The sequence below is a fragment of the Sporosarcina sp. FSL W7-1283 genome (assembly GCF_038003105.1).
Taxonomy (GTDB): Bacteria; Bacillota; Bacilli; order Bacillales_A; family Planococcaceae; genus Sporosarcina; species Sporosarcina newyorkensis.
This window is the reverse complement of sequence record NZ_JBBOOL010000001.1, coordinates 577,852-599,111: the sequence shown is the minus strand read 5'-3', so window position 1 is coordinate 599,111 and position 21,260 is coordinate 577,852. Positions and strand designations below refer to the sequence as shown.

Genomic DNA, 21,260 nt, shown 5'->3' with positions numbered 1-21,260 from the left:
GGCTCACGCTGATCCTCCCGGAGTCGCCGCCCTCCGCTACAATCCCTAAAAATATATGTTAAGATACTTTGCAAGCTCACTGTAGCTGGTAAGTAATAAAGATAGTCAAGTTCACCCCGGAACGAGCGTATCTTTTGTAGAAACGCACTATTCTAGACTCGAAACGCGCCAATCGTTCGGTGAAACGAGCGTAACCCGTTGTGCAACGAACCATTCAACAGACGTACCGCGCTAAATCTAATTTGTTAAGTGCTTGGCTATGACTACTCTTTGAATTTCGCTGGTGCCTTCGTAGATTTGACATACTTTGGCGTCTCGAAAGTAGCGTTCTACCGGATAGTCTTCGGTGTAGCCGTAGCCTCCAAAGATTTGGACGGCTTCGATTGAGTTGTCTACGGCTGTTTGGGAGGCGAAGAGTTTGGCCATGGAGGCTTCTTTGCCGCATGATTTGTTTTCTGCCCGTAGCCATGCTGCTCGGTAGACTAGTAGTCGTGCTGCTTCCGTAGCTGTGGCCATGTCGGCTAGTTTGAAGCCTACGCCTTGATTTGCAGCGATTGGTTTGCCGAATTGTTCCCGTTCTTTTGCATAGGCAGTCGCAGCTTCTAGTGAGGCTTCAGCAATGCCCAGTGCTTGGGCTGCGATGCCGATTCGGCCTACATCCAGGTTCGCCATGGCGATTTTGAAGCCCTCACCTTCTGCTCCCAGTCGATTTTCTGCCGGCACTTTCATGTTATCGAAGTTGAGCGCTACGGTTCGCGAGCCATGCAAGCCCATTTTCTTTTCATCTTTGCCGATTGAAAGTCCAGGTGTATCTTGATCTACAATAAATGCCGAGATGCCGTACGTTCCTTTTTCCGGTGCTGTATTGGCGAAAACGATGTAGACATCTGCTTCTCCTCCGTTTGTGATAAACATTTTAGATCCATTCAATACATAGTGATCATCTACTCGTTTCGCTTTGGTTTTCAACGATCCAGCGTCGGACCCCGAAGAGGTTTCCGTCAGACAGAACGCACCTAAGTATTGACCTGACGCCATTTTCGGCAAGTAGCGATTTTTCTGTTCTTCATTACCGAAGTAGAGGATGGGATTCATTCCCACTGAAGTATGAACAGACAAGATGACCCCCATGACAGCGCTTGCTTTAGATAGCTCATGTATGGCGATGATATATGACAGGAAGTCCATTCCGGCCCCCCCATATTTTTCAGGTGCCGTTATCCCCATTAAACCGAGTTCACCCATCTTTTCTAGCAGCTCGCGCGGAAATTCTCCCGCTTCCATCCGTGGAATCCAAGGTTCAATTTCCTTTTTTGCGAAATCACGGACCATTTGGCGCATCATTTGTTGTTCTTCTGATAAGTTGTAATCCATCTTCTTCACCTCTTGCTTCCGGCATTAGTTAATAAATCATTTGTTTGATTACCCATCGTTGATTTCCGTAGAAGGCAGACGCTTTCCACGGAAATAATCTAAGCGAACTTTTTGCTCATGAAAAACTTTACTTCATCATTAATAAGTATAAAACCCGCGTCCGGTCTTCTTGCCGTGCCAGCCTGCCTTAACATACTTACGTAGCAGCGGACATGGACGATACTTTGAATCTCCGAAGCCTTCATAGAGGGTTTCCATAATATATAGACATGTGTCAAGTCCAATGAAATCCGCTAATTGCAGGGGTCCCATCGGATGATTCATTCCCATTTTCATGACATCGTCAATCGCTTCTTTTGTCGCTACACCTTCATACAGTGTGAAGATCGCTTCGTTGATCATCGGCATTAATATGCGATTGGCGACAAAGCCTGGGTAGTCATTTACTTCGACTGGAGTTTTCTTCAGCTTCTTCGTCATCTCTTCCACTGCTTCGTAAACCTCATCGTCTGTTGCGAGTCCGCGGATGATTTCCACTAGCTGCATAACAGGCACCGGATTCATGAAGTGCATGCCGATCACTTTTTCAGGCCGCTTCGTTGCTGCGCCGATTTCGGTAATCGGTAAGGAAGATGTGTTTGAGGCTAAAATCGTATGAGCTGGGGTGATTTTATCCAACTCCGCAAAGATAGATGTTTTCACTTCCATATTTTCGACAGCAGCTTCAATGACGATGTCTGCATTTTTAGCATTTTGTAAATCTAGTGATTTTGTGAAACGGCCGAGGACTGCTTGTTTCTCTTCCTCCGTCATGCGGCCTTTTTCTACGTTGCGCGTTAAGTTTTTCGTGATAACTTGAAAACCGCGTTCGTAGGATTCTTCATTGAGATCGTGAAGTGTTACTTGGTAGCCTGCTTGAGCACAAACTTGTGCGATGCCTCCGCCCATCTGGCCTGCCCCTATGACAAATACTTGCTGGATCGTCATTTATAATGCCTCCTGTCCATTAGTTTTTCGGTACTTCGATCATGATCGCGTCACCTTGCCCGCCGCCTGAACAAATCGCTGCAATGCCGATTCCACCGCCGCGGCGTTTTAGTTCATTGGCAAGTGTTAGGACGACTCGTGCTCCGCTCGCTCCGATCGGATGGCCAAGCGCGACTGCGCCTCCATTGACGTTCACTTTGTCTTCATCCAATCCGGCAATTTGCGAACTGACAAGTGCAACTGCGGCAAAGGCTTCATTGATTTCGAATAAATCGACTTCTTCTAATGACTTCCCTGTTTTCTCAAGTAACGCTTTGATGACGTGACCTGGAGTTTCAGGGAATCGCTCTGGCTCAATCGCAACTTCCGCATGACTTAGAATTACGGCAAGTGGTTCTTTACCTAGTTTTTTCGCTTCGTCTTCATTCATCAGCACGACTGCACATGCTCCGTCATTGACGCCAGGTGCGTTACCCGCTGTAATCGTACCGTCCTTATCGAAAGCCGGGCGCAGTTTCGCCAATGATTCTAGTGAACTACCTTTGCGCGGTGCTTCGTCTTCGAAAACGACAAGTGGCTCGCCTTTACGCTGCGGGATGCTGACCGTTACGATTTCTTCTTTGAAAAATCCATTATCCATGGCAGCAAGCGCGCGTTCATGGCTTCTTAATGACCATTCATCTTGCTTTTCGCGGCTCAATGAAAATTCATTCGCTGTGCTGTTGCCGTATGTACCCATATGAACACGGTCGGGTGAAAACGCACAGGATAGTCCGTCGTAAATCATGCCATCGACGAGCGTCGCATTGCCCATCTTCAGACCGGATCGAGCGCCCGGCAAATAATATGGAGCATTGGACATCGATTCCATTCCGCCTGCTACGATGACGTTTTCTTCCCCTAATCGAATCAACTGATCGCCAAGCGTAATACTGCGCATTCCGGAAGCGCATACTTTATTGATTGTTTCCGTCTTGACATTATAAGGAATACCACCTTTTGTCGCCGCCTGTCTTGAAGGTATCTGGCCTTGCCCTGCTTGCAATACAGTTCCCATGATCACTTCATCGACTTGGTCGGCTTGAACCCCTGACTTCTCCAATGCAGCCTTGATCGCCACTCCCCCTAGATCGCTGGCTGTTCGCGAGTGCAACGCGCCCCCTAATTTCCCAAATGGTGTTCTTGCACCTTGTAAAATAACAGTTCTCGTCATTCCATTCCCTCCCGTTTTATACTGACTGAACGCTCACTCGACTAGATCTCGATAAAAAGAGGGTACTAAGACCCTCTGATTTATCTATTATCTAATTTGTCTGCGTTTTAGATACTCTAATTGTACTGTATTATCATGTTATTCGCAATATTTTAATTTGACATTCTATCCGTGTTTTACGGTGTTTCATCCACCTTTTCGACCGTTGCAGCCATTTCAGTCTCCAACTCTAGTTCTTCAACTAGTTCCTCCGCTGTTTCAGGTTCTAACTGTTGTTCACCGAAAATCGAACGTTCCAGCAATTCCGCGATATCGTATGTGCCGACTTGCTCTTCCACTTCCACAGCTTTTGTTCCGTCAGATAGCATCGTCAAACAATATGGACAACCAGAAGAAATGATTCCCGGGCTGACTTCGAGCGCCTGCTCGGTACGCGCCACGTTGACGCGCTGACCTGTATCTTCTTCCATCCACATCATCCCGCCGCCTGCTCCACAGCACATGCCGTCCTGACGATTCCGTTTCATTTCGACCAATTGCACTCCAGGAATTGCTTTAAGGATTTCCCGCGGCTGGTCATAGACATCGTTGTAGCGTCCTAGATAACAAGAGTCATGGAACGTGATCGTTTCATCGATTGCATGCTTCGGAACTAATTTGCCCGCCATCACCAACTCATACAATAATTCCGTATGGTGCTTAACGATTGCTTGCAATCCGAAATCCGGATACTCATTCTTAAAAATATTGTATGCATGCGGATCGATCGTGACAATTTTCGAGACGTTTGCTTTCTCGAATTCTGCAATATTAGCAGTCGCCAGTTCCTGGAATAAAAATTCATTTCCTAAGCGGCGTGGCGTATCTCCTGAGTTCTTCTCTTTGTTGCCGAGAATCGCAAAGCTTACGCCCGCTTCATTCAATAGATGTGCGAAAGATAATGCGATTTTCTGCGAACGGTTATCAAATGCACCCATCGAACCGACCCATAGCAAGTATTCGAAGTCCTCGCCTGCTTTTTTCGCTTCTTTCACTGTCGGGATGTGCAAGTCAGGACGAGCATCTCTCCAGTTCTCCTTCTCTTTACGGTTCAAGCCCCACGGATTCCCTTGACGTTCGATGTTGGTCATCGCGCGTTGAGCGTCCGCATCCATCTTTCCTTCTGTCATCACAAGATAACGGCGAAGGTCGATGATTTTATCGACGTGTTCGTTCATAACCGGGCATTGGTCTTCACAGTTACGGCACGTCGTACATGCCCAAATTTCTTCCTCTGTAATGACGTCGCCAATCAATGAAGGACTGTACAATTCATCGATGGAGACACCTTCCGCTCCCGCTGCGAGTGCCAGTTGATTACCTTTTGTCTGAGTGAACATCAGTTGCGGCACCCATGGCTTTTGCTTTGTCATAACAGCGCCTGTATTCGTCAAGTGGTCACGTAATTTCGTAATCAAATCCATCGGTGACAACATTTTCCCTGTACCCGTTGCCGGACACATATTTGTACAGCGTCCACATTCTACACATGCGTAGAAGTCGATCATTTGAGCTTGTGTAAAGTCTGTGATCTTACCTACTCCAAGTGGAGGCATGTCCTCTTCATCTTCAATTTCCTCGAGCGCTGCAAAATCAATTGGCTTCAAGTGGCCGGCATTGTCGAGACGATGGAAGTAAACGTTTACAGGACCCGCGATCAAGTGCGCGTGTTTCGATTGCGGCACGTAGACCAAGAATGTCAGCAATGTCAGTAAGTGCACCCACCAGCCTATGAAGAAAACAGCTATTGCTACACCTTCAGGAACTCCGCTGAACGCCATGGCTATAAGCGAGGCCATCGGTTCTGTCCAAGTTGCACCTTCATTGTGCCAAATCATGTTCGCTCCGTTTGCTACAAGCGTAGAAACCATCAATGAACCAATGAAAATAAGGACCAATCCTGATTTCCAACCGCGTTTCAACCGGACAAGTTTCTCAACATAACGGCGATGGAATGCCCATACGACTGCAACTAAAATTAAGAATACGACGATTTCCTGGAAGAAGGTAAACGCGGGATACAATGGGCCTAACGGCAAATGTGATCCAGGTTTTAATCCTTTCCATATTAAATCGATTGCGCCGAATTGAACGAGTAAGAATCCATAGAAAAACAGGACATGGATTGCCCCACTCTTTTTATCTTTCAATAGTTTCTTTTGTCCAAATACGTACACCCAGATTTTTCTGAGACGTTCTTTGACGTTGTGGTCAAATTCTTCTTTTCTTCCTAGTCGAATAAATTCGAACCGGGTTTTCAATAGATAGAGAAATAACCCGACACCATAAACGGTTACTGCTAAAAACAATATCCAGTTTGCGATGAGTAACACATTCATTTTCTTTCTCCCCTTCCTCTGACTCTCCCAAAGACCCCTTACGAGAAATCGCTTACAAGTATTTAATATATGTACAGTGTAATTTATGAATGAGCATTCAGTCAACCATTTTCCGAAAATTTATTTTTAGAATAGTCAATTGTATATGCGAGGAATGCCTCCAAATTCGAAGTGAATCATTAAAAGTAATTGAACAATTTAACTACAGTAAATATTCCGACTCTATGCTACTATTTTTATTATACATGAAATAGATTTGAAAGGGGTGGGTTAAATGTACGATTTATATGCCCGTTTGTATCAGCGAACATTTAAGTTGGGGATGAATTTTTTGCCTTGGCGAGATCCGGAGCTGTTGGAAGGACCTGGCAGTCTCGGTCAGTTGCCGCAGAAGATTAAGGATTTGGGGATCGGCATTGTATTGGTCATTACAGATCGGGAAATCGCGAAGCTCCGGTTGATGGATGGGATGTTGTGTGCGCTGGATGCATTGGGAATCAAGTATTTGGTCTATGATCGCACCGTTCCGAATCCGACGATTGATTCTATTGAAGAGGCTCGCAGCTTGTACGTGGCGAATCAATGTGAGGCATTGATTGCGTTTGGTGGTGGTTCACCGATCGATTGCGCGAAGGCTGTCGGTGCTCGGATTGCGAGGCCGGATAAGAGTATTCCTCAATTGAAGGGAATGTTCCGCGTACAAAAAGCTATTCCTCCGTTAATTGCAGTGCCGACTACAGCGGGAACCGGAAGCGAAGCAACATTAGCTGCAGTCGTGACGAATAGTGAGACGCATGAAAAATATGCAATCATGGATACGTCACTGATCCCGCACTATGCCGTGCTTGATCCGTTGCTCACTCTTAAATTACCGCCGGCGATTACAGCGGCTACCGGGATTGATGCGTTGACCCATGCGGTAGAAGCATATATCGGAAAAAGCAATACAAAAAACACGTGGCAGTGGAGCCGAGAGGTTGTTCAGTTGGTTTTCGAGAATTTATTCGAAGCGTATTCCAATGGGAAAAATCTGGAAGCACGCACAAATATGCTAAAGGCGGCTTACTTGGGAGGCAAGGCGTTTACTCGGGCGTATGTCGGCAATGCCCATGCGATAGCACATACGCTGGGCGGATTTTATAATGTCCCCCACGGAAAAGCCAACGCGATCATCTTGCCATATGTTTTGGAGTATTACGGTAAGAGTGTCTACCAACCGCTATCTGAGCTTGCAGATCTTATCGGAATTACGTTGCCAACCGACCCGAAGCAAATGAAAGCGCAGAAGTTCATTGAGGAGATCAAAAAGTTGAATCGTGCGTTGAATATTCCGGACAAGGTGAGTGGTATTGCGGAGAAGGATATCCCTTTGATGGTCAAACGGGCCGCGGCGGAAGCCAATCCATTGTATCCAGTGCCGGAAATTTTGAATAGGAAGCAATTGACGGAGCTTTATTATTTGATTAAGGAGTAGGTTATGAGCGCGGAACACAGGAGTATGAGCGCGAAAAGTCGCACAGCACGTCAAAAACAGAGACTTGGGATGACGCGACGCAAACCAAGTCTCTGTTTTTAATTGCTCACTTTTCTTTCTTCTCACTCGTGCGGAATACTTTCGCACTGCGAACGTATTCGTTGTCGGAAATACCAAGGCGTGCGTTGACGATTCGGGCTGCTACGAATAGGTAGTCGGATAATCGATTCAAGTAGCGCTGAACTATCGGGGAAACGTCGTCTGCCGCGTTCATCAGCGTCACCGTCACACGCTCTGCGCGGCGAGTGATCGTGCGGGCTATGTGCAATGTAGCGGCCGCGGACGAGCCGCCAGGCAGGATAAAACGTTCCAGTTCCGGTGCTTCTTCCATCAACTTGTCGATGCGTTCTTCAAGCACAGCGATCGGCGCTTCATCCAACTTATAATGACGCTCTTTCATGACGTTCGCCAAGTCGCCGCCACCGTCGAACAATTCATTTTGGATGGTCTCCAAATCGGTCAGAATATCTGAGAATTTATCGCCTTCCAACTCAGTCATTGCTTTTCCGATAAACGAATTCAATTCATCAATTGTTCCGTATGCTTCTACGCGTAAATCATCCTTTGCAACGCGTCCTCCGATTAAACTTGTCGTGCCTTTATCACCTGTTTTTGTATAGATTTTCATAACAGTCCACTCCTTTTGATAGTTTGGGGAATACCATACCAAATCCGTGTGATGTCTGTTGCTTCTGCAAATAATTGCTGATACAACCGGCCGCACCGATCACGCAAGTCACGTTGTTCTGATTCGAGCGGGACAATACCGCGGCCCACTTCGGTTAAAATGAACACAGTATCAGGCGAGCTGATTTCGCGAATTGCATGAAGCGATTCCGACTCACTTAATGATGTAGATTGCAGCCAATCATGTAGATCCGAGATGACGAGCCGTTCGCCAGGCGCTGCAGAACCTGCTGTTTCCATTGTACAGAAGAACGATGGTTGATCTCCAATCCAGCGCCTTACATATTCTGTTTTGCCGTTATAGGCACCACCGATAAAGATGTGCATGGCTTCCCTTCTTTCCATTGCTGCTCATTTTCCCACTCGAATTGCCAAACCGAACCGTTCCCTACGTGCCATTCCCAGAATGAACGTGAATCCGTTGAGAATGCTTCCAACAGTAATCGAATCACCCCGCCATGTGTCACGACGACCGCTTCATTCGGCAAGTCATACAAGGCGTCGAAGACCCGTGTTTTCACTTGCAGCAAAGTTTCTCCATTACGCGGAGCCACTTGCCACGGTGCTTCCAACCAGCTGCGGTAATCGGTGTCGTCCTTTAATTGTTCATAGGTTTTACCTTCAAAATCTCCAAAGTGGCACTCTCGCCAACGTGAATCCTCATGATAGGCAGCTTCAGGAAAATAGATCGCTGCCGTTTGACGTGTTCTTTGCAGATCACTTCCATACACTTGGTCAACACTGTTCGAAAATTCAACGGGGACTCCTTCAGCACAAGCCAACTCAACATCCGTCCATCCGCAATATTGTCGTTTTTCATTGGCAGCTGTTTTCAAATGCCGAATGATAAATAAACGATAAGGACGAGCCATAAAAGCACCTCCATTCCTTCAATGAACGCGCCGCATAGATCTCCTGTCACACCGCCAAAATGTTTGACGGTCCAACTTCGATAAAACAAAACAGCTATGATTAGTGTCAGCAACGCGACGACGATGATGCCCAATGAACTGTACAGCAATCCTACCCCTACTGCAGTTAGAAGACTGACAGCAGCCGCTGCTGCCACCATACGCTTCCGCAGGAAATGCTGTTTAAAAAAGTACGCCAGGCCGCTTTGCTTCGCTGTTTCTGTCGTTACGAAATAGAAGACCATTGCCGCTCGAGACAAGATCGGCACCGCAACAAGCAAGACCCAGCCATGTTTCATTCCCAAAATTTCCATGAACAGTCCAACCTTTAATCCAAGCAAGACAAGCAGCGAAAGGGTGCCAAATGCGCCGAGTCGGGGGTCTTCCATGATCGTCAGTCGTTTTTCACGGTCTTGATAGGAAAAGAAGGCATCTCCGAGATCTGCGAAGCCGTCCACATGCAGCCCGCCTGTTGCGATGATTCCTGCAATCAGTATGAGCATCGCGGCTAGGAAACTATTGAAATCACTGAAGACCATTGCTGTTCCCGCAAGCAGCAAACCGATTCCCCCGCCAATGAGCGGCAAGGCGATATACATGCCGGACACTTCGTTCTTTCCGAGTGGCAATTCTTTCCTGACAGGCAATGAAGTAAAAAATTGGAGTGCCAATAAAATGCTACTCATCGAACGTCACCCTTCCAAACGACAGGTAATCCGTGATCCATTTCTATTACCGCGTTCGCGCACTGAACGATTTGCTGGTGCGTCGTGCCGATTGTGTTCCGATAAAATTCTGTTTCTTCATCATAATGCGGCCATTCATCGAGCACTTCATTGGAAACAATGACGAGATGGGCGGCAATCTCTCTAATTTGCTCGATGGTGTGTAACAGTTCACACCTTTTCTGATCTAGACAATCCGGACGTTTCCAACATGGCGCACCGTCTTCAATCCCCTTATACATTTCATTCGTCAACCATGTTGTCAGGCAATCCCACAACACGAAATCGCCCTGTTGTAAAAGAGGAACTACTTGGTGAAGATCCACCGGCTGTTCAATCGTTAGCCAGGCATGGTCTTTCCGGTCATGCTGATGTTTGGCGATCCGTTCTTCCATTTCATGATCAAATGCCACGCCAGACGCAATGTAGACAAGTCGCCCTGTCGCCTGTGCAACGAGCAGTCGTTCAGCATATGCGCTTTTCCCGCTGCGGGCACCGCCGCTAATGAAGGTTACTGTGCCTTGAGCCATTTTGTCATCGCCTCCCGCAGCCGTTCCATCATCGTTTCTGATTTCATGCCAACCCGCAACCATTTTCCTTCCAACCCGTGAAAGTTCTCTGTGTGACGAAGAACCATGCCTTGTTCCAATAAATTTCGATACAACTCTCTCGCATCTCGTTGCGGTTTGAACAGCAGGTAATTCGCTGCCGAATCAATCACTTTGCAATCATGTGCACGCAGGAATCTCACCATTTTCAAACGTTCCGCTTCCGCATATTGAATCGCTTGCTCACGATATGATGCTTCTTGCAAACATAGCACCCCAATTTCAGCAGCCAATCCATTCACATTCCAATGAGGAGCCTGCCGTTTCACATCCGCAATAATTTCAGGATGGGCTACCATATACCCCAGTCGAATTCCAGGTATGGCATACATTTTAGTCATAGAGCGCACAACAATCACGTGAGGATATGCTTCGAGATGCTGAATAAATGAATAGTTTTCATCAACAAAATCAATAAATGCTTCATCCAGCACCACTTCCGTTCCGCTCGACTTGGCTGTAATGATAACTGCCAGCAATTCATCAACGGACGGCAAAATACCTGTTGGATTATTCGGCGTGCATAAATATATGGCCGCTGCACCAGGCAAAGCCTTTTCAATTTCTGCAATGGGCAATGTGAAATCTTCTTCCTCACTCGCCTGAACCGATACAACTTCCGCTCCATTTGCTTCCAATGTAGCGCGGTATTCGGAAAACGCAGGGTCAATCAGCACTACTCGTTTCCCGCGGTAACGCCCGGCAAGCAAGGACAATAATTCTGCTGCACCGTTGCCCACAAGCACTTGCCGTTCGCTGACGCCGTGAAATTGAGCAGCAGCCGCCTTGAATGGTTGACCATCCGGATCGGGGTAATTCATTAATTTCGTTATTAAATACGGCCATGCTTCCACGATCAATGCAGGCGGCCCTGCTGGATTACAGTTCTCGCTAAAATCCAATACTTCATCCGGCACGGACAAACCAAACACCTCGTACAATCTTGAGCTATTCGCGCCATGTTCAGGCAATTGCATACATCAACACTCCAATCGCTGTGAATAGGAACCAGAAGATCCATGAAACGACGTGCATTTGGTTAATGGAAGAGCGGATATGGGAAGCAGATGTCGGAACGAGATCCTTGAGCGGTCCCATCTTCGCGCGTTCCGAAGTCACGCCGCGGTATGTATTTTTACCCCCTAGCTGAATATTCAGTTGCCAAGCTGTTGCGGCTTCCAAATATCCACTGTTCGGACTCGGGTGACGCTTGGCATCACTCAACCATCCTCTAAAACGTTTACCGAGCGATAAGCCGCCTTCATTCGAAGTGAATAAAACAATCAGCAAGCCCGTAATCCGCGATGGTATGACATTGAACAAATCGTCCATTCGCGCCGACACTTTACCGAATTGCAGATAGCGATCATCTTTATAACCGACCATTGAATCGAGCGTATTGACCGCCTTGTATAGCCAAAGACCCGGTGCTCCGAGCAAGAACGCCCAAAATAACGGAGCCGTAATGCCGTCTGATGTGTTTTCTGATACCGTTTCGATCGTTGCACGTGAAATTTCACCGGCATTTAACTTATCCGTATCTCGCCCGACTATCCAGCTGAGTTTTTCACGCGCTTCTTTCATTTCTCCTGACTGCAATGGTTCATAGACTAGCAGAGCTGCGTCCCGCAAACTCTTTTGCGCAAGTCCCGCTGCAACCAGAATTCCTTCCACCGCAATTCCTGCAAGTAAATGAAGGCGATACGCAAAGCTGACAAGCCAAATGACCAAAAGAAAAGTCACTCCGCAAATGATCAGCCAGAGCAATGCACCTTTCATCGTACGCAGTTTCCCTTTATTCAGCAGCTTCGTCAAATTATGTATCGACGTGCCGATCCACTTCACTGGATGCGGCCAATTAGGAGGATCACCGATGATTCGGTCAAGTACTATGCCAATGGCAATCGCAATAAAATGTGCAGGAATCATTCTGCTTCATCCTTCGCTTGTCGGTACGAATGAATCGCGTGTACAGTGCATTCATAAACACCACGGCCAATCAATTTCCCAAGCTGCGTAATCGGCCCAGCGTAAGGAAGCGAAGCCCCTTGCTGTGTCGACGCGATCAACAAACTGTCTGTTGAAGTGCCTGTTGCAATCGTCTTTGATGCGGGATCGATGACTTCTTCGTCCTGTAAAGCTTTCGTTTTGGCTTCGGTTGCTGTAATCATCGCTTGAACGAATGCTTCTTCTGACAGTAAGCCATTAATGAAAATCCATGTATTGATTGTGCCAATATACGGCAACTCTTCGCGTTGCCAAGCTTTCGAAACATCCACCGCATTGCCGATTCCTACTGTCACCGCAATCACGATCGATCCGAACTCCGCTTTGAACTCCTGCACGTTGACATACTCCGGGCTGACGGCCGTCATCATCGCGACCGTATCCGTCAGCTGATAATCATATGACAACAAGTAATCCGCCAGCTCACTTTGTACATCATCGCAGTGATAATCGTGCCGCACCCCACGGTTAATAAAGGTTCGATACCAGCCCACGCCCGCATTGTGGACAGCGGATGAAATTGTCTTAAGTGGCTGTTTCGCCTGCAAAACCACATGATCTTCACGAATTTTCACATCTTCTTTCATGATCCGGAACTGCTCTGTTTCTTCTTTCAAATCCGGCAATAGCGTCATTTGCGGTTTCGGCATTTCTGGGTGAGGCTGTGTTTTGACGCGTGCCTCATAAACCGAGCGAATTTCCTGTTCAAGTACAACTTCCTGCGGTGTTCCGATTGCTGCCACTTCACCATTCTTCATTAACAGCAATCGATCACAATAAAGCGCCGCTAAGTTAATATCGTGGAATACAGAAACAACGGTGATGCCCTTTTGATGCGCTTGATTGCGAATGGTATCGAGCAATTGTTGCTGATGCGCAATATCCAGATGATTCGTCGGTTCATCGAGCAATAAAATCGGTGCTTCCTGGGCGAGCGCTTGGGCAACAAATACACGCTGTTGCTCGCCTCCCGACAATAACTCAATCGGCGTATCTTCATAGCGCGTGATACCTGTATAGTTCATCGCTTCCTGTACTGCACGTTCGTCCTGATCGGACCAACTGGAGAACAGCCCGGTCTGATGTGGATATCTCCCGAGCCCGACGGTATCCTTCACCGTATGGGAAAATGCATGGGCATGAAGCTGCGGCAACACTGCCACTTTTCGTGCAAATTGTTTCTGTGTATAAGCGGAAGCGGATTTTCCATCAATCGTGACCTTTCCGCCTTGCTTCGGTAAAATGCCTGAAATAATTTTCAACAGCGTGGATTTCCCACTGCCATTCGGTCCTAAAATTCCAAGGACCTCTCCTTTTTCTACGTGGAATGACACCCCCCGTACAACCGGTTCCTTACCGTATCCTCCTGACACTTCATCTACCTGCAGCATGTCACATCGCTCCTTTTCTGCGTTGCTTGTAAAAGATGTAGGCAAAGACTGGAGCCCCGATAAATGCCGTAATGACACCAACAGGCAGTTCAGCCGGCGAAATAATCGTCCGCGCCACTAAATCACAAATAATCAATAAGGAAGCTCCGTTAAATAAGGACAACGGCAAGACATGCCGATGATCCGACCCCCACATCAAGCGCGTCATATGCGGAACAACCAAGCCGACAAAGCCGATGGTCCCGGAAACTGCAACCGCAGAGCCTGTCAGTACAGAGCCGCCGATCAAAATCATCATTTTACGGCGTTTCACATTGACTCCTAAATGATGTGCACGCTCTTCACCAAATAGCATGGCGTTCAGTTCCCTGCGATTAAGCCAAAGAATGAATGAACCAATGATGAAAAACGGTAACACCATCGTGATATATTTCCAACCGCGCATGGAGACACTACCGAGCAGCCAGCCAATGATTTGGCGCAGCTCTTCTTGTGTTAACGCAATCATCAAGGATAAAACAGAACCTAAAAACGAACCAAAAATAATACCTGTTAAAATGATCGTTTCCATTTTCATTGACCGATCGACCAGACGGGCAAAGCCGATGACCAAGAACATCGTCGCAGCTGCCCCGACCATACTGAAGACGGGTAAGGTAAAGGCGCCTAAGAACGGCAGGGAGATACCAAAAAAGAGTGTAATCACAGCGCCTACAGAGGCACCGGATGACACTCCGAGGGTGTATGGATCTGCTAATGGATTTTTCAACAATCCTTGGAAAGCAGCGCCTGAAATTGCAAGAGATGCGCCGACAATTCCAGCCAGCAGCACACGCGGCATGCGGATTTTCCAAAGAATATTGCTCGCAGTTGCATCTGCATCGTTCCATAGCGTCTCAATCGGTATCTTCACTGTGCCGATCGATACACCGAGCCAAATTGCCACAAGTAGCGTGGCAATTGACACAGTATAGGCGATAGCCGTTTTACTCACCAAACACCTCTGGATAGATCGCTTTTGCATAAGCTTCCAATCCGTCCGCTAAACGCGGACCTGTCCGGCTTGTGATATTTTCATCCACTTGAATGACTTGATCTTCTTTCACTGCAGTGACCGTATCGAAACCGTCACGCTTCTTAATGTTTTCAACAACATCCGGCACATAGCTGTAGGACACAAGAATGACGTCCGGACTTTCATCGACGATCGTTTCAGGACTGATCATCACCCATCCTTCTTCTGTGATGATGTTTTCTGCATTGATTATGTCCAAGAACTGCTGCGGGAATGTGTTTTTACCAGGCGCATAAATTTCTGGTGCATCTGAGTTTTCCACTAACACCGTTTTCTTGTCTGTGATATCCGCTGCTTTCGCTTTGATATCTTCAACCTTTGCTTTCATATCTTCTACGATCTTATTAGCTTCCTCATTTTTATCCATGATTTCGCCGAAGATTTTAATCGTTTCATATGTTTCTTCGAATGTTTCTGCAGTCGGTATAACGACTACCTGGATGCCCGCGTCGCGAATTTGGTTCAAGCCTTCTTCACCAGAGCCTAACATCATATCATGCGCGAAAACGACATCTGGTTTCAATGAAATAACTTTTTCCACGTTGACGTTATAATCTCCGACTTTATCGAGATCTTTCACTTCTTCTGGAAAATCATCGTTTTCCGTGACAGCGATCACTTTATCACCTGCATCGATGCCAAATAAAATTTCTGTATTGCTTGGAATTAACGAGATGACAGTTTCCGGAGCTTTTTCAAATGTGATATCTTCTCCGACTGCATCATTGATTGTATATGGATAGCTGGAAGAATTTCCTCCTGCTTGTTCTTCCTGTTCCGTTTCTGCTGGTTGATCAGAATCGACTGGTGTTTCTTCTTTCTTGCTGTCGTTACCGCATGCTGCAAGCACAAGGACTGCCAGCATCGCTGTCAGCAACAGCTGCCAAAACTTCTTCATGTGATTTCCTCCCTTTGCGTTCATTACTTATTACGTAGTCTGCCGCAGACATAAAAAAAATCCTTCGGTCATTTCGAAGGATTGGACAGGATGAAATCTATGTCAGATTACCACCACTGTGCCTATCCTCGTAGGCTGCTGCGGAACTTCATTTCCTAAAAGGCAGGTACCTGGCTTGTGCATGGAGCACGTACAGTGGCGGGACCGCATCGGCTTTTACCGATTTCCCTTTTCATCTCTATTTGACTTAGAGAACCTTTTGGAATTATGTAATTTGTAATCGTGCTCTATTATACTATAAAACGGACTGTTGTACAGCCGGAGTGCGTGTTTGTGTCCGGGGATTCGAGCTTCAGGCGGGACGCTTTCTTACCTCCAATCAAGCGTTTTATTAAAATAAATACTGAAAAAGTAGGAATCACTATCCGAATGGGACTTAAAATAACCCACAGTACGTACACCGGGATCTACGCTCCAGACGGTACGCTTTCCGGAGGGCGTGGCTTGAGCCTCCTCGTCCGCTGCGCTACCTGCGGGGTCTCAAGGCGCACGCTGATCCTCCCGGAGTCGACCGTCTTACGCTCCAATCCCTAAATAAATAGAGGTGATATAAAGTGAAACCATTGTATGTAACGAGTAAATAAGTATCGCCCATTGAACTAACTTATAAAAAAGAATTCCTAACGCTATACATTCACCTCTAGAAGGTATCAATTCTAAGCCACTTTCATTAACCTCTTTACCTCATAAACAAACTAGAAAGACAGAGGACCGAACCAAAGTGTATGCGAACCGAGCCACCCCTCACATTAACCGTGCCAAACATGGTGCAAACCGGACATTTCCTACACTACGACAAATGTCTAAAAAGTAAAACGGACTTCCTCGGTACTTTCATTGAATGAAAGAGAGTTCCTAGAAAACGAATCAGCATCAGAGCGGAAATAAAAAACAAGCAAGAGTTGTCGATAACTCTTGCTTGGCTTGTTTAATTTGAATCCGGAATTACATCCGTTCAGGTGCTTCTACGCCGACTAGTTTCAATGCATTGGCAATCGTAATGCTTGTTGCAGTCACCAAGGCGAGTCGCGCTTCGGATAGTTCTTTGTTTTCAGGGTCAAGCACTTTATTGGCGTTGTAGAAGCTATGGAATGCAGCAGCGAGTTCTTGGATATACGTCGTTATTCGGTGCGGTGCGCGCAGGCGTGCGGCGTCGCTGACGAGTTTCGGGAAGTCGCCGATTTTTTTCAACAGTTCTAGTTCTTTTTCGTCTTGCAATTGAGTGACGTTGTCTGTTGAAGCTTGTAAGTTTTGCTCTTTTGCTTGACGCAAAATCGAACAGATCCGGGCATGCGCGTATTGTGCATAGTAAACCGGGTTTTCATTGGATTTGGAAACTGCCAGGTCAAGGTCGAAGTCCATTTGGGCATCGCCTGAACGCATAGCGAAGAAATAACGTACGGCATCAAGTCCTACTTCTTCGACTAGTTCACGCAGCGTGACGGCTTTCCCTGTCCGCTTGCTCATCTTGAACTTTTCACCGTCTTTGTATAGCTGAACCATTTGCGCTACTTCCACTTCTAGCGTGTCGCGATCGTAACCCAGTGCTTGGATTGCTGCTTTCATACGCGGGATATAGCCGTGGTGGTCCGCTCCCCAAATATTGATGAGCTTATCGAATCCGCGACGCAGTTTATCTTCGTGGTACGCGATGTCCGGCGTCAAATATGTGAATGAACCGTCCTGTTTTATCAGCACGCGGTCTTTGTCATCACCAAATGTCGTGGAACGGAACCAAGTTGCTCCCTCTTCTTCATAGACATGGCCATTTTCACGCAGCTTATTCAGCGCTACTTCAATTTTACCGTTGTTATATAACGATGTTTCAGAGAACCAGTTGTCGAAATGAACTCGGAAATCAGCCAAGTCCTTCTTCAATTTATCCAATTCAATTTGAAGACCGTGCTCACGGAAAAATGCCAGGCGTTCTTCTTCCGGCATTTGTACATAACGGTCGCCGTGTTCCTCCGCCAACCCCTTTGCAATCTCAATGATATCAGGTCCGCGGTAGCCATCTTCTGGCATCTCTTTATCCAAACCGAGCGCTTCGAAGTAACGGACATCAATGGACAATGCCAGGTTATTGATTTGATTTCCTGCATCATTAATATAATATTCACGCGAAACATCATAACCCGCTGCGTCAAGAATATTACAAAGTGAATCGCCTAATGAAGCTCCACGTGCATGTCCAAGGTGCAAATCACCTGTCGGGTTCGCAGAGACGAATTCCACTTGGACTTTCTGCTGCTTACCGCTTTCGGAATGACCATATGCTTCACCTTGATCAAGCACCGATTTGACAACATCTGCGAGACTGTCAGCTTTTAGACGGATATTGAGGAAACCAGGACCTGCAATTTCGATCGTTTGGATTGCCGTGTTAGACGTGTCCAATTGCTCTAAAATCGCCTCTGCAATTGCGCGCGGCGGTTTTTTTGCAAGTTTCGTAAGCTGCATCGCGATATTCGCTGCGTAATCCCCGTTCTCCTTATTTTTCGGTGACTCCAGTTTAATTTCTGGCATCTCTGACTGTTCAACGAGCCCTGTCTTCTCAACCGCCTGCTGCAATGCCTCTTTAATTTCGTGCTGAATTTGTTCCACTGCGTTCATTTCGTTACCTCCGAATAGGTTATTGTCAATTGATATTTCCCTAATAAATTTCCTTCTGCATGCAAATCATAGGTTACTGAAAAAATCCCTGGTGTCCACTGAAGTTTTTTCGTTTCGACCAACAAATCCATGATGGCTGGGCCGTTTCCATATGTACCAAACCTCGCATCATCCGTTCGGAACGGCAATCTCATCTGAACGCCGCCTTTTCGCATGATAAACGCGTCTTCCGCATGAAGCTTCACTGTCGTACGGACAGACGGCATACCTTCTGTCTGTTCTTCAAACAATAGATAGGCCTGTCCTTTTTTTTCAATGATTTGTCCTGTCGCCTGCATTTCATGTGTTTCCGCCGGCTGTCCCGGATGCTGAATTTTAGAACGGAGCTGGACAAGCACCGCTTTTTGCTGTTTTGGCGCTTCCATTCGTTCACCGCCTTATGTAGATAGATTTACTCATTATACACTTCTTTCACTGCCACTTTCAATGTTACCGAATCCAAACTTTTTTGCAGGCGCCGTTTAATCCAAACCAATCCTTCCCATACTAGCAAAAGATACTGAATGGAACGGGATGGGATGTTCAATGAAACGTACCGACTATAAAAAAACGACGAATCGGAAAAAGTATAGAAAGCGTATTTTTTCGATTTCCATAACATTGATTACGGCTGCGGTCACAGTGATGATCGCGTTGAGACTCTACGCTCAAATACTTGGGGCTCCGTCACTGAGCGTTCCGAAGGCTTCGCTATTTTTGGATCAAAATGGTCATCAGATCGGAGATCACTTTTCACAGCAGCGCCGTTACTGGATAAAATTAGACGATGTTTCCCCTTTTTTAGCAGACGCCTTCATCGCGACGGAAGATCGGCAATTTTATGAGCATAATGGTTTTGATTACTCTCGAATTGCAGGAGCTGTTTTGAAAGATGTCAAAACGATGAGTAAAGCGCAGGGTGCCAGTTCGATTACTCAGCAATATGCGAGGAATTTATATTTAACTCATGAGAAGTCCTGGACACGAAAAATTCGGGAAGCACTCTTTGCCTATCGGTTGGAAGTATTTTACGATAAAGATACGATTTTAGAAGGGTATCTGAATACAGTTTATTTCGGTCACGGTATGTATGGTGTGGAAGCAGCAAGCCGTTTCTATTTTTCGAAATCGGCTAATGAGCTAACGTTGGAAGAAGCTGCGACGATCGCAGCAATCGCCAAAGGACCATCGATTTATTCGCCGCTTGATAATCCGGAAAGATCACGCGACCGCCAGCTTCTTGTGTTAAATCAAATGGAAAAGTACGGATACATCACATCTTCTCAAAAAGAACGTGCTTCTACAGGGGCCATCGTGTTGAAAACGGAAAGCTGGAAAGAAACGAAACAAGTCGCACCGTATTTTTTAGATGCGGCCTGGCAGCAAGCAGAGGAAATATTGGCGGAAAAAGGGCGTGTGCCTGCTGAAGGAGGTTGGACGATCCGCACGACGCTGGACCAGCAACATCAGCAAACCGCAGAAAATGTCATCAAAGAATGGATGCCAGAGAACGAATTGCAAGTCGGTTTCGTATCCATGGAGGCAGACACCGGTTATATCACCTCGATGGTCGGCGGTGTGGATTTTGCGGAAAGCTCATTTAACCGGGTCACACAAGCGAAACGACAGCCTGGTTCCGCGATGAAGCCGATCTTGTATGCCGCCGCGCTGGAAAAAGGATTCAACCCGCTGACGTTTATGACTGCGGAGAAGACCATCTTCACGTATGATGACGGTCGCTCAACGTATGAACCGAGCAATATTAATGGGAAATTCGCAGGTAAGCCGATTTCATTGGCACAGGCTATAGCGATTTCGGATAATATTTATGCCGTGAAAACGTTGGAGGAAATTGGCTATAAACAGTACACCAAAATGGCACAGCGTCTCGGCATCGACGTATCGTTCCAGGAATCCCCTGCAGTTGCACTCGGAACGTCTGACGTGACACTGTTGGAAATGACGACTGCCTATAATCGGATTGCATCAGAAGGTGTTCAAGTCAAACCGCAAATGGTGTTGTCGATTACAGATTCAACCGGGAAAGTGGTTTATGAATATGAGCAAAAGAAACCTAAACAGATCCTATCGAAACAAGATGCCTTCGTGCTGACGCATTTAATGACGGGGATGTTCGATCCGGTATTCAGCGATTATTTATCCGCTACAGGTTTGTCCATGCGCCCGAAGCAATCACGGCCTTATGCAGCTAAATCCGGCACGACGATTTCCGACCAATACTTGATCGGCTTCTCCCCTTCATTGACGGCGGGGATTTGGACGGGATTTGACCGGGGAAAACAACTCGAAGACTTGAACGACAAAGCCGCTTCGAAAAAGATTTGGATTGATTTTATGGAGAAAGTACACGAAGGCAGCACACCCGAACCGTTTCTGCCTCCATCCGGAGTCCAAGGAGTGATCGTGGATATCGAAACGGGCGGCATAGCGGTCAATGAATGCACAAAGCAGCGACTTATGTACGTCCGTGATAAGGATGTACCGAAAAAACTATGCACCGATCGTTCGTTGCGCGAGCAAAATTCCGGAGAACAGGAAAATTCAAAGATGGAGCTTTTCCCATTTTCATTTTTCGAGTAAATGTATAGATTCTGTCTGCGACGTATTCTTTCAATCAGCTATATTTTTAAAAAGAAAAAAGCCTCGCTCTCCGAATCCGCGGAGAGTGAGGCTTTTTTGACTATAGCAAACCAATTGTATAAATTCGCCCGCTTGGGTTTTGTGGCTTCCTTACACAAT

General features: G+C 46.7%; 18 protein-coding genes and 1 riboswitch. Of the genes, 2 read left to right on the top strand and 16 right to left on the bottom strand.

What is annotated here, in order from left to right:
- Positions 1-237: 237 nt before the first annotated feature.
- From MKY93_RS02865 to MKY93_RS02850, 4 genes are all read right to left on the bottom strand, one after another.
- On the bottom strand, positions 238-1,374 hold the full coding sequence (locus tag MKY93_RS02865) for an acyl-CoA dehydrogenase (RefSeq protein WP_078817383.1): 1,137 nt from the start codon (positions 1,372-1,374) through the stop codon (positions 238-240).
- Positions 1,375-1,512: 138 nt separating this feature from the next.
- Complete coding sequence (locus MKY93_RS02860; RefSeq protein ID WP_009766239.1) at positions 1,513-2,361, bottom strand: 3-hydroxybutyryl-CoA dehydrogenase; 849 nt, start codon at positions 2,359-2,361, stop codon at positions 1,513-1,515.
- A gap of 19 nt (positions 2,362-2,380) precedes the next feature.
- Positions 2,381-3,574 (bottom strand): acetyl-CoA C-acetyltransferase, encoded by a 1,194-nt coding sequence (locus MKY93_RS02855; protein WP_078817384.1) that lies wholly within the window; start codon positions 3,572-3,574, stop codon positions 2,381-2,383.
- A 176-nt stretch (positions 3,575-3,750) separates the two neighbouring features.
- Positions 3,751-5,952, bottom strand: a complete 2,202-nt coding sequence (locus MKY93_RS02850; RefSeq protein WP_009766241.1) for a (Fe-S)-binding protein — start codon at positions 5,950-5,952, stop codon at positions 3,751-3,753.
- 274 nt (positions 5,953-6,226) lie between these two features.
- Here MKY93_RS02850 and MKY93_RS02845 point away from each other — a divergent pair, with 274 nt between their 5' ends.
- Positions 6,227-7,426 carry an iron-containing alcohol dehydrogenase gene (locus tag MKY93_RS02845; protein ID WP_078817385.1) on the top strand — a complete coding sequence of 400 codons (1,200 nt, stop codon included), beginning with the start codon at positions 6,227-6,229 and terminating at the stop codon, positions 7,424-7,426.
- A gap of 106 nt (positions 7,427-7,532) precedes the next feature.
- On the opposite strand, the gene MKY93_RS02840 is transcribed toward MKY93_RS02845, so the two are convergent.
- From MKY93_RS02840 to MKY93_RS02785, 12 genes are all read right to left on the bottom strand, one after another.
- Positions 7,533-8,114 carry a cob(I)yrinic acid a,c-diamide adenosyltransferase gene (locus tag MKY93_RS02840; RefSeq protein ID WP_009766244.1) on the bottom strand — a complete coding sequence of 194 codons (582 nt, stop codon included), beginning with the start codon at positions 8,112-8,114 and terminating at the stop codon, positions 7,533-7,535.
- Positions 8,111-8,500 (bottom strand): bifunctional adenosylcobinamide kinase/adenosylcobinamide-phosphate guanylyltransferase, encoded by a 390-nt coding sequence (locus tag MKY93_RS02835; protein ID WP_340758191.1) that lies wholly within the window; start codon positions 8,498-8,500, stop codon positions 8,111-8,113. The genes MKY93_RS02840 and MKY93_RS02835 overlap by 4 nt, the downstream gene beginning before the upstream one ends.
- On the bottom strand, positions 8,452-9,045 hold the full coding sequence (locus MKY93_RS02830; RefSeq protein WP_340758190.1) for a histidine phosphatase family protein: 594 nt from the start codon (positions 9,043-9,045) through the stop codon (positions 8,452-8,454). The genes MKY93_RS02835 and MKY93_RS02830 overlap by 49 nt, the downstream gene beginning before the upstream one ends.
- Entirely contained in the window at positions 9,006-9,770 is a 765-nt protein-coding gene (gene cobS, locus MKY93_RS02825; protein WP_078817387.1) for an adenosylcobinamide-GDP ribazoletransferase, read from the bottom strand. Before cobS ends, MKY93_RS02830 begins: the two co-directional genes overlap by 40 nt.
- Positions 9,767-10,339 (bottom strand): bifunctional adenosylcobinamide kinase/adenosylcobinamide-phosphate guanylyltransferase, encoded by a 573-nt coding sequence (locus tag MKY93_RS02820; RefSeq protein ID WP_340758189.1) that lies wholly within the window; start codon positions 10,337-10,339, stop codon positions 9,767-9,769. The genes cobS and MKY93_RS02820 overlap by 4 nt, the downstream gene beginning before the upstream one ends.
- Positions 10,321-11,394 carry a threonine-phosphate decarboxylase CobD gene (cobD, locus tag MKY93_RS02815; protein ID WP_340758188.1) on the bottom strand — a complete coding sequence of 358 codons (1,074 nt, stop codon included), beginning with the start codon at positions 11,392-11,394 and terminating at the stop codon, positions 10,321-10,323. Before cobD ends, MKY93_RS02820 begins: the two co-directional genes overlap by 19 nt.
- Positions 11,381-12,343: an adenosylcobinamide-phosphate synthase CbiB gene (cbiB, locus tag MKY93_RS02810; RefSeq protein WP_340760893.1), complete on the bottom strand. Its 963-nt coding sequence runs from the start codon at positions 12,341-12,343 to the stop codon at positions 11,381-11,383. The genes cobD and cbiB overlap by 14 nt, the downstream gene beginning before the upstream one ends.
- On the bottom strand, positions 12,343-13,815 hold the full coding sequence (locus MKY93_RS02805; RefSeq protein ID WP_340758187.1) for an adenosylcobinamide amidohydrolase: 1,473 nt from the start codon (positions 13,813-13,815) through the stop codon (positions 12,343-12,345). Before MKY93_RS02805 ends, cbiB begins: the two co-directional genes overlap by 1 nt.
- Position 13,816: 1 nt before the next feature.
- Complete coding sequence (locus MKY93_RS02800) at positions 13,817-14,809, bottom strand: FecCD family ABC transporter permease (RefSeq protein ID WP_009766252.1); 993 nt, start codon at positions 14,807-14,809, stop codon at positions 13,817-13,819.
- On the bottom strand, positions 14,802-15,788 hold the full coding sequence (locus tag MKY93_RS02795; protein WP_040758522.1) for an ABC transporter substrate-binding protein: 987 nt from the start codon (positions 15,786-15,788) through the stop codon (positions 14,802-14,804). The genes MKY93_RS02800 and MKY93_RS02795 overlap by 8 nt, the downstream gene beginning before the upstream one ends.
- Before the next feature lie 144 nt (positions 15,789-15,932).
- A riboswitch (cobalamin riboswitch) is annotated at positions 15,933-16,063 on the bottom strand.
- Positions 16,064-16,793: 730 nt separating this feature from the next.
- Complete coding sequence (argS, locus tag MKY93_RS02790) at positions 16,794-18,461, bottom strand: arginine--tRNA ligase (protein ID WP_340758186.1); 1,668 nt, start codon at positions 18,459-18,461, stop codon at positions 16,794-16,796.
- Positions 18,458-18,886, bottom strand: coding sequence for a DUF1934 domain-containing protein (locus MKY93_RS02785; RefSeq protein ID WP_078817390.1), 429 nt, complete (start codon positions 18,884-18,886; stop codon positions 18,458-18,460). Before MKY93_RS02785 ends, argS begins: the two co-directional genes overlap by 4 nt.
- Positions 18,887-19,046: 160 nt before the next feature.
- On the opposite strand from MKY93_RS02785, the gene MKY93_RS02780 reads away from it, so the two are divergent.
- Positions 19,047-21,101, top strand: a complete 2,055-nt coding sequence (locus MKY93_RS02780; protein WP_340758185.1) for a transglycosylase domain-containing protein — start codon at positions 19,047-19,049, stop codon at positions 21,099-21,101.
- Positions 21,102-21,260: the final 159 nt, after the last annotated feature.

What these genes read in the sequence shown, in the direction of transcription:
- MKY93_RS02865 (WP_078817383.1), bottom strand. Translation starts at nt 1,374, where the DNA reads ATGGATTACAACTTATCAGAAGAACAACAAATGATGCGCCAAATGGTC.
- MKY93_RS02860 (WP_009766239.1), bottom strand. Translation starts at nt 2,361, where the DNA reads ATGACGATCCAGCAAGTATTTGTCATAGGGGCAGGCCAGATGGGCGGA.
- MKY93_RS02855 (WP_078817384.1), bottom strand. Translation starts at nt 3,574, where the DNA reads ATGACGAGAACTGTTATTTTACAAGGTGCAAGAACACCATTTGGGAAA.
- MKY93_RS02850 (WP_009766241.1), bottom strand. Translation starts at nt 5,952, where the DNA reads ATGAATGTGTTACTCATCGCAAACTGGATATTGTTTTTAGCAGTAACC.
- MKY93_RS02845 (WP_078817385.1), top strand. Translation starts at nt 6,227, where the DNA reads ATGTACGATTTATATGCCCGTTTGTATCAGCGAACATTTAAGTTGGGG.
- MKY93_RS02840 (WP_009766244.1), bottom strand. Translation starts at nt 8,114, where the DNA reads ATGAAAATCTATACAAAAACAGGTGATAAAGGCACGACAAGTTTAATC.
- MKY93_RS02835 (WP_340758191.1), bottom strand. Translation starts at nt 8,500, where the DNA reads ATGCACATCTTTATCGGTGGTGCCTATAACGGCAAAACAGAATATGTA.
- MKY93_RS02830 (WP_340758190.1), bottom strand. Translation starts at nt 9,045, where the DNA reads ATGGCTCGTCCTTATCGTTTATTTATCATTCGGCATTTGAAAACAGCT.
- cobS (WP_078817387.1), bottom strand. Translation starts at nt 9,770, where the DNA reads ATGAGTAGCATTTTATTGGCACTCCAATTTTTTACTTCATTGCCTGTC.
- MKY93_RS02820 (WP_340758189.1), bottom strand. Translation starts at nt 10,339, where the DNA reads ATGGCTCAAGGCACAGTAACCTTCATTAGCGGCGGTGCCCGCAGCGGG.
- cobD (WP_340758188.1), bottom strand. Translation starts at nt 11,394, where the DNA reads ATGCAATTGCCTGAACATGGCGCGAATAGCTCAAGATTGTACGAGGTG.
- MKY93_RS02805 (WP_340758187.1), bottom strand. Translation starts at nt 13,815, where the DNA reads ATGCTGCAGGTAGATGAAGTGTCAGGAGGATACGGTAAGGAACCGGTT.
- MKY93_RS02795 (WP_040758522.1), bottom strand. Translation starts at nt 15,788, where the DNA reads ATGAAGAAGTTTTGGCAGCTGTTGCTGACAGCGATGCTGGCAGTCCTT.
- argS (WP_340758186.1), bottom strand. Translation starts at nt 18,461, where the DNA reads ATGAACGCAGTGGAACAAATTCAGCACGAAATTAAAGAGGCATTGCAG.
- MKY93_RS02785 (WP_078817390.1), bottom strand. Translation starts at nt 18,886, where the DNA reads ATGGAAGCGCCAAAACAGCAAAAAGCGGTGCTTGTCCAGCTCCGTTCT.
- MKY93_RS02780 (WP_340758185.1), top strand. Translation starts at nt 19,047, where the DNA reads ATGAAACGTACCGACTATAAAAAAACGACGAATCGGAAAAAGTATAGA.